Annotated in this window: 11 protein-coding genes and 1 pseudogene; all 12 read right to left on the reverse strand. The window is 70.3% G+C overall.

The features are described from left to right. Positions 1 to 61: 61 nt before the first annotated feature. Positions 62 to 373: a hypothetical protein gene (locus tag AB0H12_RS38400; RefSeq protein ID WP_499629789.1), complete on the reverse strand. Its 312-nt coding sequence runs from the start codon at positions 371 to 373 to the stop codon at positions 62 to 64. Between the two features lie 374 nt (positions 374 to 747). After that, complete coding sequence (locus AB0H12_RS38405) at positions 748 to 2,625, reverse strand: geranylgeranyl reductase family protein (protein WP_499629791.1); 1,878 nt, start codon at positions 2,623 to 2,625, stop codon at positions 748 to 750. Continuing rightward, a complete protein-coding gene (locus AB0H12_RS38410; RefSeq protein WP_499629793.1) occupies positions 2,615 to 3,583 on the reverse strand; it encodes a polyprenyl synthetase family protein in 969 nt (322 codons plus the stop codon). Before AB0H12_RS38410 ends, AB0H12_RS38405 begins: the two co-directional genes overlap by 11 nt. After that, entirely contained in the window at positions 3,580 to 4,725 is a 1,146-nt protein-coding gene (locus AB0H12_RS38415) for a hypothetical protein (protein WP_499629795.1), read from the reverse strand. Before AB0H12_RS38415 ends, AB0H12_RS38410 begins: the two co-directional genes overlap by 4 nt. A gap of 20 nt (positions 4,726 to 4,745) precedes the next feature. Continuing rightward, positions 4,746 to 6,716, reverse strand: coding sequence for a hypothetical protein (locus AB0H12_RS38420; RefSeq protein WP_499629797.1), 1,971 nt, complete (start codon positions 6,714 to 6,716; stop codon positions 4,746 to 4,748). 11 nt (positions 6,717 to 6,727) lie between these two features. Continuing rightward, positions 6,728 to 8,926 carry a lanthionine synthetase LanC family protein gene (locus AB0H12_RS38425; protein ID WP_499629799.1) on the reverse strand — a complete coding sequence of 733 codons (2,199 nt, stop codon included), beginning with the start codon at positions 8,924 to 8,926 and terminating at the stop codon, positions 6,728 to 6,730. Between the two features lie 74 nt (positions 8,927 to 9,000). After that, positions 9,001 to 10,143: a phosphotransferase gene (locus tag AB0H12_RS38430; protein ID WP_499629801.1), complete on the reverse strand. Its 1,143-nt coding sequence runs from the start codon at positions 10,141 to 10,143 to the stop codon at positions 9,001 to 9,003. A gap of 1 nt (position 10,144) precedes the next feature. Then, positions 10,145 to 10,591, reverse strand: coding sequence for a hypothetical protein (locus AB0H12_RS38435; RefSeq protein ID WP_499629803.1), 447 nt, complete (start codon positions 10,589 to 10,591; stop codon positions 10,145 to 10,147). A 25-nt stretch (positions 10,592 to 10,616) separates the two neighbouring features. After that, entirely contained in the window at positions 10,617 to 11,006 is a 390-nt protein-coding gene (gene yidD / locus AB0H12_RS38440; RefSeq protein WP_499629805.1) for a membrane protein insertion efficiency factor YidD, read from the reverse strand. A 149-nt stretch (positions 11,007 to 11,155) separates the two neighbouring features. Next, positions 11,156 to 11,350 (reverse strand): annotated as a pseudogene (locus tag AB0H12_RS38445) (IS3 family transposase); the annotation flags it as partial. Positions 11,351 to 11,378: 28 nt separating this feature from the next. Beyond that, a complete protein-coding gene (locus AB0H12_RS38450; protein WP_499629807.1) occupies positions 11,379 to 12,272 on the reverse strand; it encodes a transposase in 894 nt (297 codons plus the stop codon). A gap of 59 nt (positions 12,273 to 12,331) precedes the next feature. Next, on the reverse strand, positions 12,332 to 12,983 hold a 652-nt coding region (locus AB0H12_RS38455; protein ID WP_499629809.1), incomplete at its 5' end, for an integrase core domain-containing protein.

Below are 12,983 nucleotides of genomic sequence, written 5' to 3' on the forward strand. Positions count from 1 at the left end.
CCAGCCAGTCACTGAGTCGGACGAAGATCAGGTAAAGCAGTCGTAGCGCCATGCCTCACGATCATGCTCCTGCAGCACATGGTGCGCGATCGCCGCAGCTCAGCACCCCAGTGCAGAGTTCTGGCACCCCGCAGCCCGGCGTGACCGGGAAGACCTCTCGCCACCGGCGGCGATCCACCAGCGCGGACAGGGCGGCGAACCAGAGCCGGTCCGCGGGCTCGTAGAGGACTGGACTGGCGAGTTGCCGTCGGAGTACGGCGTTCTCGTGGCGCAGGACGAGCAGTTCGGCGTCCTTCGCCGCTTGACTGCGCAGCAACACCGCCGGGACGGACAGCAGCTTCCGGGGCACCTTGTACAGCAGGGACACGATCACCCGGCCATGCTCCCGCAGACGACGGTGCCCTCGCTCTACCAGCGGCGATGACTTTTCGAGCGGCACAAGGTCCACTTCTTCGCGACCAGGCGCCGGTGCCATCGCAGGAGGGGGCCCGATGTCACCAACCGGTGTTCCCGTACCAGCCGGGCAGGCGTCGGACCAACGCGGCGAGTACCGCGCGATCGGTCCAGTCCAACCGCGTGCACTTGTTGTTGATCCAGTTGCCGGAGGCGCTCCACGAGCGACGCTCGGCTCGTTCGACATCGAAGGACCTCTTCGTCGCCGAAACTGTCGAGATCGACCGACGCTAGCGTCAAGGAGGACTGGCGTGGTTTGCCGAACTCGACGGGCCTGATGGCGGGCGCGTGCGGTCAGGCTGGCACGAAACCGGCGAGGTCGCGCAGCGTACGTTCTGCGGGTTGCTGGCCAAGCCTGGCGCACGCCTCGTCGAGGTCACCCGGGCGGTGTGGTCCTCCACGACGTGCCGTGTGCCATGCGACGCCGAGCGCGCGGCCGACATCGTCCAGACGCGCCAGTGCCGCAGTGTCGACACCGGCGAGCTGGGCGCCGAGGCGCACGGGCAGCGAGAACACCGTGCCGGTCGTCAGTGCGCGGGCCTGTGCTGCGCGTCCAGCTGGGTCGAGGCCAGGATCGTCGACCTGTCCGAGCAGGGTGCCGGTGCAGACGTCCGCACTCGCGCGGCACATCACCCGCACTGCCCACGATCCCACCGCTGCGGCGCGCTCGTAGGCCCGGAACAGCAGGTAGTCGCCAGCGGACACGGCGAAGAGGTTCGCGGCGCGCGGGCCGTCGCCCGGCAGGGTGTCCAGGACGTCCTCGTGCGCGGTAAGTGCGAGGCAGGCGAGCTCGGAGGCTACGGCGAGCCGGATCGCCTCGTCCCGTCGCCACCGCCCCGCGCAGACGAGCAGGGATGCTGTCCGCACCCGCTCGGCCGCCTCGTCGCGCAATTCTGCCACCGCGCCCAGGAGCATGGGCAGCTCGGTGCTAGCGTCCGTCAGCACGGCCCGCTGCACGACCCGCACGTCGTCGAGCAGGCGATGCCGGGCGAGCCAGGATTCCAGGGGGTCCTGCGTGGGCGGCGGCTGCGGTTCGTCGTTGGCGTAGGTGCGCACCGTCCTGCGGGCGCCGCGGTATAGTGGGCGGTCGACCGTTGCGGTGCCGCTCACGACGCCCCACACGAACTCGTGGTTCTCCACCAGCGACCATGCCGTGTCGATGCGGCGACCGAACCGGTGCCGCAGCTCCGCGCCGTAGGTGGGAACGTTGCACGCGCCGGTGGTGAGCGACTGGTCTATCAGGTTGGCGGCGAGCGCACCGGATGCCAGCGCCGTGTCGATTCCCTCGCCCGACAGCGGGTCGACGAGCCTGGCGGCGTCACCGACCAGGACCAGACCCTCAGCCGCACAGCGGGCAGGGTCGAAATCACATGGCAGCGGGGCCCCGCGAAGAGGTCCGATGTGGAGCGGACCACGGGCTGGCAGTGACCCGACGAAGCTCCGGAACACCGTGCGGAGGTTGACGTTGTGGTCTCGCTCCCGGGTGCGCAGGAAGCCGACTCCCACGTTCGCGACGCCAGCCGATACCGGGAACACCCAGCCGTAGCCGGGCAGGGTGCGGTCGGTGTCGGGGTCGACCAGCGGGACGAGCACCCGGAACTCGTCGGCCAGATCGCCGAGGCCGCGCACGTAGGCTCGCACGGCGAATCCCGTCCGGTCGGTCGGTCTGGACAGTCCGGCCTGGCGGGCGAGAACGGAGGTCGCGCCGTCGGCCGCGACAACGAACCGACTGGTCACTTCTCGGGTCGTGGCACCGGCGAGGTACCGCACCCCCACCGTGCGCTCCTCGTCGCGGAGCAGGCTTGTGACCCGGCACGAGGGGGCGAGCACCGCACCCAGCGCGTGGGCCCGGTCGGCGAGCAGCGCGTCGAGCGTCGCGCGGGGCATCACCCGCGCTGGCCGGTCGGGGGTCGCGCGGGTGAACTCCGCCCCTGACGCGAAGGACAACCGCGTGCCCAGGATGGGCTGGCAGCGCACGAGCTCCGACTCGACGCCCAAGCTGGCCAGCAGCGCTATCGAGGCACGCGTCAGGCCGTCGCCGCAGGCCTTCTCGCGGGGAAACGCGGCCCGGTCGAGCAGGAGGACCGAACGCCCGCGCCGTGCGAGGCCCGCCGCAGCGGCGGAACCGGCGGGCCCCGCGCCGACCACCACGACGTCCACCTCAGACGACATCCGCCACCCCCTCGACCAGGTCGTGCAGCTGGTCCCGAGCCCACGAGTCCGCTATCACATCCAGCTCGGCGTGGGCGCGGTCCTGCAGGCCGCGCAACATCACCAGCGAACGGTCGATGCCACCGGCGGCGGCGACGATCTGGCGGACCTCGCCGGCGCCTGCCGCATCCAATCCCGGTACGCCGAGCAGGGCCCGCAGCCGGGTGGCCGCGCTGCCGCCCGCAGCGAGGGCGAGGATCACCGGCAACGTGTAGACCCCCACCCGAACGTCCACGGAGACGGCCTTGCCGAGACTGCATGGCGAGCTCGTCAGATCCGCGAGGTCGTCGGCGAGCTGGAACGCCGTGCCCGAGGTCCGGCCGAACCGCCCCAGTGCGTCGGCGACCTCGGCCGGAGCGTCGGCCGCGAGGGCGCCGACCAGGCCGGCGAGGCCGAACAGCGCGCCAGTCTTGCATTCGATCACGTTTAGGTACGTCTCCTGGGTGCGGTCGGTGCGGAACGCGGAAACGAGTTCGCGCGTCTGCCCGCGCCACAGCTCCGCCGCGCACGCGGCCGCGGCCCGCGCGGCCCGCTCACCCGTGCCCGAGATCAGTTCCGTGCCCCTCGCCAGCAGGAACGTCCCGGCGAAGACGGCCGCGCGATTGCCCCACAGCGCCGCGGCCGTTGGGTGCCCGCGCCGCTCGGGTGACTCGTCGACGACGTCGTCGTGGTGCAGCGTGCCGAGGTGCATGAGCTCGATGCCAGCGGCCGCGGCGACTGGGGCCGGCGCGTCAACGGCGATCGCCGCCGCGGCAAGGAGCGTAAGCCGGGGACGTATACCCTTACCCGGCTGGGACGGCAGGTACCGCACGACGGAGTCGACTCCCGGCACCCCGGCATTCGCAACGTCGAGGACGAGGCGGCGCACCTCGTCGGGCGCAAACCCCAGTCCCGTACCGGGCGACGCCGTCGCGGTCACTCGACGGCCCCGACGATCGTGTAGCCGCCCAGCGGCAGGTCCTCCCAGCGCTGCCCGAGCGTGACCACGGCGAACTGGCCTGGTTCGGCCCCGGGCGTGTCGGCGACAACCTCGACGCGGCGCTGCTCACCCGGCCTCATGTCGACCTCGGCGACCACATCTCCGCGGATCTGGCCGCCCTTCCCGACGTACTCGACGAGCCTCACGGCATACTCGCGGGCCCCGTCGGTGGAGATCGTGCCAGTGACCTCGCCGACCTCGACCCGCACCACGGGGCGCCGGTCGAGCATGCGCACCGGACCCTCGAGAGGCGCGTTCGGGTCGCCCGCAGGGGCCGCGAGCCCAGTCAGCACCTCGGCCTCGCCGGCCCTGGCGAGGAACTCCGCGTCGACCTCGAACAGGGCGGCCGCGAGCGTGACCTGCATCAACGTGCCGAACGGCAACACGTTGGTCAACGTGAGCGACAGCTTCATGGCGCTGGACGGCGCGGGTACCACGGTGAGGTTGCGCTGACCGACGTGGCGGTCGAGCCACGGCGCGAACGGAACCTGGATGGGGTCGAAGGGGCCGAAGACACTGCCGGGAGCGGCCGCCGTCATCGGGCTACTCGTGTTGACCATGAGGCACTCGTGGCCGCCGTTGAGGAACACCGGGACCCATGCCGTGCGGCAGCGCACGTCCACCGAGGCGCCGTGCCGGATCTCGACCCGCTCCGTGCCGATGTGGTGAAAGCTGCCAGGGCCGAGCCCGAGAGACGGGTCTGCCCAGTAGAAGTCCACCTGAGTCGGCGCGGAGGTGGCCTTGCCGAAGTTGAACACCCGTGCGTGGACGAAGTTGTCCTCGCCGGCACGCGCGGTAAGGCCGATGCCGCCGCCGTTCTCCACAACGATGTAGGGCGAGGCCCAGAAGGCGTCCCCGGACGGGACGGGGCGAATCCGCCCGAGGTCGGGGGTGTGGCCGGGCAGCGCGGGGACCACTGACTTGTACGGCACGACGAGGAACGGCGTCCAGGTGCGTCGCCGGTCCTCGGTGAGCCGCGCCCACGCCTTGCGAATCCGTTCGTGCTGCTCGTTCTCCAGCTCCCAAACGCCATCGAGGCCGATGCCGGGCTCCCGTTGGCGCAGCGGTCGGTCGATGCTCATGATGTCCTCCTCGCACGCCGTCAGGGGGTGGGCTGGATCGAGACCGCGTCGGGGTCGTAGCCGCCAGTCAGTTCCCACGTCAGGTGCGCGAGGCTGCGGTCGGCGTCCAGGTTCCACCCTGGGCGCTCGTCGCCGAGGCGTGATAGCAGGTCGACCGCGTTGGCGACGGCGTTGCCGAACTGCGTGGGGTCGCCCTGGGCGTTCAAGCGCGCGGGGAAGGCGCCCTCGGTCGCCACGTCGCCGTTCGACAGCGGGTTGTTCATGTCGTCATCGATGAAGAACGACGGGTACACCTGGGACAGGTAGGCAATGGTCTCCGGCGTCTCGAAGCCGGGGTTGGCCGACGTCGGGCGCTGGTTGAACGTCAGGAGGCCGCCGTCCCACGGCTTCGACGGGAACTGCTGTTTCCGGCCGCGGGACTTGACCAGGTTGCGCCCGGACTCGAACGGCAGCCCAGCGAGGGTGTCAGAGACGATCTCGTCCTCGGCCAGCATCTCCGGGTAGGGATACCCGAACCCCACTAGGGCGAGCAGCTCGTTCATGCCCTTGAGCCCGTTGTAGAGGTAGGTCCTGTACCAGAACAGCTGGCAGCGCAGCTTCTGCCACTCGACGACGTTGGAGCAGTCGAGCAGCGCGGCCGCGCCGGCGATCGAGGCACCGCCCGCGACGAGCGACCCGGCAGCGAGCGCCAGCCCGCCCATGATCGCGAGGATGATGCCGCACACCACCGCGGCGGTGTCCTCGAGGTCGTCGTCGAAGGCCGGTGGCAGGCTCGGCCCGCCACCGGGCGCCGGCACGAATGGGTCGAGCTCTCCCGGCGCCGCGCCGCAGTCGTCCGGCGGTGCCATCGGGGCGGCGAAGTTGCAACCGACAATCTCGCCACTGGTCTGGAACCACAGCATGAGCCACGTCATCTGGTACGCGCCATTGAGTTGCTCGGCCGCCAGGCCGGGTGGCCGGGGCGCGGGGTGCGCGGCCTCGAAGGCAGCGAGCCAGGACTGGGCGAAGTCATCGGGCAGTACCCCGGATGGCAGGTCGCGGTTCTGCTTGACGTCGACCAGGAGCGCGCCCGGATCCATGGGCTGCAACTCGATGCGCTGCTGGAGGTTGGCCGAGCACAGCGACGGCCACTGCTGGTACGGCGGGGTCGGTGCGTCGTCGGGGTCGGGTCGCGGGCTCTGCGCGTAGCGACCGTGCACCCACGTGTCGATGAAGTTGTTGGTAAACCGGCGCCGCCACCACTGCGTCCGGTGCGGTCCGCCGACGCAGGAGTTGACGAAGGGGCTCCCGCACACGTTGGCCGAGTAGCCGATGAGATAGCCGTATGCGTAGGCCAGCAGCCGGTTGTCGCCGCTGGTGTTCGCCTGGTCCAGCAGTGCGTCGATGAACGCGCCCGTGCGGCGCCAGTGCAGGAAGTCGCGCGCGTGCCACGCCTCGGCAGGCGGTACCGGGTCGGCAGGTGCTGCGGTGGTGACGGCGGGCTTGAGCCGGCCGGTGATGGTCGAGGCGATCTCCGCGATGAGCGGACTGCTGGTGGGGTCGAGGACGTTGATGATCTTCGCGAAGTCCTTCGCGGTCGTCTCGATGTCGGCCAGGCTGACGCCAGGGACGTTGCCGTCCCGGATGTCCTCCAGCCGGTCGCAGTCCTCAGCCTCGGCAACCGCGCTGAGCTCGTCGAGGATGCGCCGCATCCGCACCAGCACGGCATGCAGTCCCAGACCGCTGCCCGGGAACCGGGACTCATCGCCGCCGAGGAGGCCGAAGATCTGCTTCCACACGAAGGCGTACGGATTCGGGTCGGCGGAGATGTCCCCCTCGACGCGGCCGTTCGGCATGAAGTCGGCGATCGCCGGTCCGATCACGCCCAGGTTCGCGTACGCGGGCTCGGCATTGATCGCGTCCGCGATTGCCGTCAGCTGGGGGTCGCCCGACGCGGTGAGCCGCTCCAGTGTGAGGTCGAGCACGGTGAAGTGGGTGGCGATGCCGGGCACGGTTTCTCCCCTCAGAGACAGGTCGACAACAGCCCAGGCAGCAGCACCATGGGTTCGGTGGGGTCGCGTAGCCACAGGAGCGCGTGGGCGATCCCGGCGGTTCCGAGCATCAGCCCTGGGCTCTCGGCTGGGGTGCCAAGCGGCCACCGGCCGCCACCGTGGGCGGCGACGGCCCGCGCGACCGCCTCACGCGCCGCCCACTCGCTCGGCCGGTCTCCCAGGGCCCGGCCGGCGAAAGACAGCACGACCGCGTTGCCGAGCACGCCATGGCACAGGGACTGGTCGGCAAGCGTGGACGTCTCGCGCACGAACGCGCGCGTCGTCGCGAGCGCGGTGAGCGCCTCGTCGCGGTACAGCGCGTCGTTCGTGAGCTGCCAGGCGCGCACCCGCGAGATCGCGATCCCGGGCGCACCGTGGCACCAATAGGTGGAGTACGCCAGCGCGCCACTGCCGGCGCCGCGGGTCGCCCGGGTCTCGCGCAGGTCCGGCCAGTTGCCGACAGCCGGGTCGAACCACGAACGTTCGTGACGAAAGCCGCCTTCGGCGGTGACGAGGTAGCGGGTGTCGCCCGTCGCCTCGGCCAGCTCGAGCAGGGCGAGCGCGATGCCCGCGGTGCCGTGCGAGAGCCCGGTGAGGTGGTACTCGCCCTTGCGGTTGATCGTGCTCCAGGACAACCCGTCCCCCGCAGGTGTCGCGTGCTCGACGAGCAGGTCCCCCAGACGGACCGCGTCGTCGAGCAGTGTCCGGTCCCCCGTGAGTCTGACGAGCGCGACTGCCGTCAGCACGCCCCCCGCGGCGCCGCTGATCAGATCGTGCTCGGTACAGGGCTGCGAGAGGGCCTCGTGTGCGGTCGTGCACGCCTCCGCACGTAGAACCGGTTCGTCGAGCTGGCACGCGACGTAGCCCTGTACGAGAGCCAGCCCGGTCCAGCCGTCGAACAGTCCGAGGCGGCGTTCCGGCGCGATGTCCTCGCGGTGGCGGGCCGCCTGGCGCAGTGCGGCCCGCGCGGCGTCTACGCAGTTGGGTTCCGCCAGTTGGGCGAGCACGAGCGCGACGCCGGCCAGGCCCTCGTAGAGCGCCGGACCGAGGGTGGCGAGCACCCGGCCGTCGCCGGCGGGCACGACCGAACCGAGCCAGGTGCAGACCTCTCCATCCCGGAACGCGTCGGCGACGAGCCGATCGCCGAGGCGGCGGGCCACGTCGAGCAGGTCGTCATTGGCTGGGCCCGCGACAGGTGCTCGCGCTGGCCGTGCCGAGGGCCCGCAGTCGAAGCCGGGGTAGTCGTCGACCGACCCCGGCCGCAGGTAGGACGTGTCGAGCAAGACCCCCTGTTCCGCCAGGTACTCGTCGACGAACGTCAGCCGCGCCAACAGCGTCCGTCGGCCCTCGGCGGACGCCTCGACCAGCCCGTCGGCGAGCAGCCGGCAGCGGTGCATACCGAACGAGCGGCCGTTGTCGGTGTCCTCCGCGAGCCCAACGCCCGCGCCGAGTTGCTTGGTGAAAACCGGGACCCGCGCGCGCCGGTCATCCGCGAGCAGGCGGTGCGCCCGGTCCAACAGCGGGTGCGCCGCCAGGAACGCGTCCGCAGGGAGGTAGAGCACCACCGCGTCACAGCGGTCGAACGCGGCGGGGTCGTCGAGCACCTTGAGCTGGTAGGGGATTCCGTCGCCGTTGAGGCTCGAGGTCAACTCTGCTACGAGGCTGAGCGCTGCCCGGGGTGTGCAGTTCCAGTAGACGCGCACCACGGGCGACGCCGGTGGGACGGGCTCATCGGACAACGCGAGGTAGTGGCCGGGAGAACGGCCGAGCAACTCCTTGGGCATCCGGAGCGCGTGCGCGTCCTCCGTGTACCGCTGCACGAGCCGCTCGTCGAGCAAGCTGACGCGCAGACCTGCGCGCTCCAGGCGCAGCTCCGCCAGCGCGCTCCCAGCCGCGGGCCCCGGGCGGCGCCGCCAGCCCGCCTCCCAGCTGCCCGTGCCCGCGTTGGACCGGCGCAGCCCCGCGACGAACGCGGCCGAGCCGCCGCCGGCCGCCAGGGCCTCCCAGTGCATCGGAGAGGCGTGGCCCTTGATGTAGAAGTACGCGTACAGGTGCTCGGCGAGCGCCTGCGTGAGGTAGCCGCGCCGCACGTCGGGATCGAGCGAGCGCACCAGTTTCCTCGGCAGCCGAGGAGGTCGCTTGCCGAACCAGGCAAACCCGTGGTCGCCCACGATTGCGGTGGCGGCGACCGCGGCGGTGACGTGTTCCCGCGCGTCCTCCGACCTCGACTCGCTCGCCCGCCCGTTCATGTCGCGATCCCGAAGAGCGTGCGGCCCGCCGCGACCGGATCGGTGAGGATATTGTGCGCCAGCTGCAGTTTGAGCACCACCTGCCCTGGCAGGTCAGGGAGGTATTGCGTGCTCTCGTACGCGGTCTGCACCAGGCGCGCCGCCGCGAACCGGACCGCGCGCCGCCACAGCGCGTCGGCCGCGGGAGCGCCGGACGCGTACGCCGCCCAGAACCGGCGAACGAACGGTTGCCACCGCTCGAGCGTGAACAGGCCGTGCTCGAGGAACCGCTCGGGCGGCGTCGCCTCGCTCACGGGCGCGTGGTCCAGCCACAGCGACAGGTACTCGGAGAGCACCGTGGCGACGTCCCAGGCGGGATCGCCCCACATCGCCATCTCCCAGTCGATGAGGCACAGCTCCTTGCCCACGCGGGTGGGCATGTCCGGGCGCACAACGCAGTTGTCCAGCCGCACGTCGGCGTGCACCAGGCAGTCCGGCCGCCACTCGGCACGCAACCGGCCGAGGAGCTCCGCGAAGTCGCCGGTGCCGTGCACTGCGGTGAACAGCTGCAGCGTTGCCGCGCTCGCGCCGTAGTAGACGGTGACATCCGGGCAGTCGAACGAGAACACCAGCGGCAGTCCGTCGACGACGGGCATCAGCGCATGCGCTTCGACGTCACGGACAGCGTGCAGCGCCGCGAGGCTGTGGCCGAGCGTCGACGCCACGCCGGGCGGAAACCGGCGAGCGCGGCGGTGGTAGGTCGCCAGGCTCTCCGTGTTGGGGTGTATGCCCAACACCAGCACGGACGGCTCCGGCAGGTACCGGACGACACGGGGCAGCCGTGCGCGGACCGCCGCGGGCCCGCGCTGCGCGAGCACCGCGTAGGTCTGCGCCTCGTTCGCGAGCGTGCGCACCTTGTCCGCGTCGCCCGCCTGCTTGATCAGGAACGCCGGGCCGCCGGTCGTGACGACCCGGTAGTTGTGGTTGCGGCGAGACACGTCGGTCACGACAAGCCCGCCGACGACGTCGGCGACCGTCACGAGCCCCAGCGAACGCAGCAGATCGAGCGCTCCGGTCGGGTCGAGTGTGCCGGTCGGCGCCTGTTCCGGCGAGGTGCGCGTGGCACCGACCTGGACGGCGACGTCGACAGCGGTGGCCACGTCAGCACCCGCAGGACAGGCCGACCGAATCGCCGCCGGGCAGCGACGAGCACGACGTGGTGCAGTGCGCGCAGCCGGAGCACGGGCAGCCCTCCGCGGCGAGCGCGGTCACGCCAGTCAGCCCCGCCACCCCGCGCAAGAAGCCGTTGCGCACCTGGCCCTGCAGGAACTCGATCGGGAGTGTGCGCGAGGTGGTTTCGGTGATCCGTGCCTGCCGCTGGACCCAGACCAGCGTGCGGCCGGGCTTGGCCTCCTCGGCGTGCACCGCATCCTCGGGACTGAACTCTACGAAGTGCGTGAGGTCCGCGTTGAGGTAGAGCCGCCACTTGTCCTCGGCGGGACTGCGGCCGAGCGCGAAGCCCCGCAGCATCCTCGCGTCGGTGTCCGCCGCGGCGCGGGCCACGCGCTGGCTGAACTCACCAGGACCGAAGTCTGCCGGTCTGGACATTTGTACCTCCTCGAGGAGATCGACCTCACGGGAAGTCGACGTAGCTACCGCTGCCGCCTTCGGCGCAGCGCCGGAACCGATCGCCGGTGAGCATCAGACCCCGGAAGATGCCGTATCTGAGCACTGCCCGTTTCGCGTATTCCGTGCAGGTGGGCAGGTAGACACAGACATTTCCCTTGCTCTTCAGGCGGTCACGAAGAAGAGACATCTGATAGGCCGAGTCGAACCAGGTGATCACAGCTCGGCCGGCTCGATGCGGGTGCATGCTCGAACGCGCCCGACTGGATTTCGGCTTGGGCGCAACCCTAATGACTATCCGGATCGCGGCATACGCCACGACGCTCGCAAGCGCGGTCCACAAACGACCCGACTTCGGCTGCACGACCGGTCCAGTCTTCGGATCTGCGCTCATCATGACCCCCAGGCGACCTCGGTCTTCGTGATCAATGCGCGGGTGAGCACTACCAACGCTCTTACGGTGGCGTCGGATTGTCCAGGCATTCCACCTGACTGAGTGACACGTGGGGTTGACCCGTTCTGACGGACAGGGTCGATAAGGTGTGGTCAGGCTACCCGTTCCGCCGGGTGATGGCAGGTTGCTTCGTAGGCGGCGGGGCTGAGGTAGCCGAAGCTCGAATGCAGGCGGCGGGTGTTGAGCCAGCCCTCGATGTATTCGAAGATCGCTTTGTGCGCTCTGGTCCTGGTGGGCCAGGGCTGTCGGTCGAGCAGTTCGGTCTTGATGGTGGCGAAGAACGACTCGGATACGGCGTTGACGCTCCTATAGTTGTCAAGCGGCCTGTGCGGTGCTGGTGGCCAGGGTGCGCAGCGGTCGTAGCAGCGCCCAGATTTCCCTGGCCAGCAGGCGTTTGAGGCAGCGGATGATCTCGGCTTTGGTCTTGCCTTCGGTGGTTCGTCGGGCGACGTAGGCAATGGTGGGTTGGTGGAAGCGCATGCGGACGATGACCGCGCGGTAGAGGGCTGCGTTGGCCTGCCGGTGCCCGCCGCGGTTGAGTCGGTGGCGGTTGGTCATGCCCGAAGACGCCGGGATCGGTGCGACACCGCACAACCGGGCCCAGGCCGGCTCGGAGCGGACGCGGTCGATGTTGTCGCCGGCGACGATGAGCATCTCGGAGGCGGTGTCGGCTCCGATGCCGAACGCGTCGACCAACTGGGGCACCAGTTGCCCGGTGAGCTGGGCGAGAAGTGCCTCGTGTGCCTTGATTTCGGCGTCGAGGTGCTGCCATCGGCGGGCGATGGCGCGCAGGGTGTGTTTGGTCGCGGCGGTGACGGTGTCGACCGTGCCGGGGCGCAGGCCGGCGCAGCGCTGGATCAGTGCTATCTTCGTCAAGGGTTGCAGTTGCTCGCGCAGTTCGGGGTCGGCGGTGACGAGCACGGCTTTGAGGGTGATCATGGCCGAGGTGCGGGCTTTGACCGCAACGTCCTTGGCGACCTTGATCTGGCGGATCATCTCGACCGTGCCGTCGTTGGTCTTGGGCACGGCGGTGGCGGTGTTGTTGAGTACGGCGCGGGCGGCGTTCTCGGCGTCGATGGTGTCGCTCTTGCCGCGCAGCCGCCGGTCGCGTCGGTCGGTGCGCAGGACCTCGACCGCGCCCAGGCCGCGGCGTCGGACGGCGGAGGTCAGGCCGGCGCCGTAGGAGCCGGTGCCCTCGATGCCGAACACGAGCTGCTTGGCGCCGAGGCCGGCGGCCCTGTGCCTGCCGAAAATGTCGTCCGTGCAGGTCAGGCGGCGTGGTGGTACTCGTTGAGGATTCCGCCCAGTCGTTGCCGACGGCGGATGTCGAGGCGGGGGAGGGTCGCCTGATCGAGGGCTGACTGTGGCAGTGGTTGTAGTGGTCGGGCGTTGGCGATGCCTTGGTGGGGTCGGTGGGTGTTGTAGAAGTGCTCGTACTCGCGTAGCGCGTGGAGCAGGTGCTGCTGGTTCCAGATGAGGGTGCGGTCGAGGAGTTCGCGTCGGCAGCTGTGGATCCAGCGTTCCATGATGGCGTTCATGCGCGGGATGCGGATTCCGCTGAGGACGACCCGGACGCCCGCGTCGGCGAGGACGGAGTCGAACAGGGCGGGGAACTTGCCGTCATGGTCGCGGATCAGGAAGCGCGCGTGTCGACCTTCGTCTTCGAGGTCCATGACGAGGTTTCTGGCGGCTTGGGTGACCCAGGAGGCGGTCGGGTGCGCGGTGGCGCCCAGGACGCGGATCCGGCGGTTGGCGTGTTCGATGACCGCGAGCACGTACAGGCGGGCACCGTTCAGGGTGGAAGCCTCGAAGAAGTCGCAGGCCAGTAGCGCTTCGGCCTGTGAGCGGAGGAAGGCCGACCAGGTCGTCGTGGTGCGCTCGGGCGCCGGGTCGACCCCGGCGTCCCGGAGGATCTGCCAC

Source organism: Actinosynnema sp. NPDC023794, assembly GCF_040639675.1.
GTDB classification, from domain to species: Bacteria; Actinomycetota; Actinomycetes; order Mycobacteriales; family Pseudonocardiaceae; genus Actinosynnema; species Actinosynnema luteola.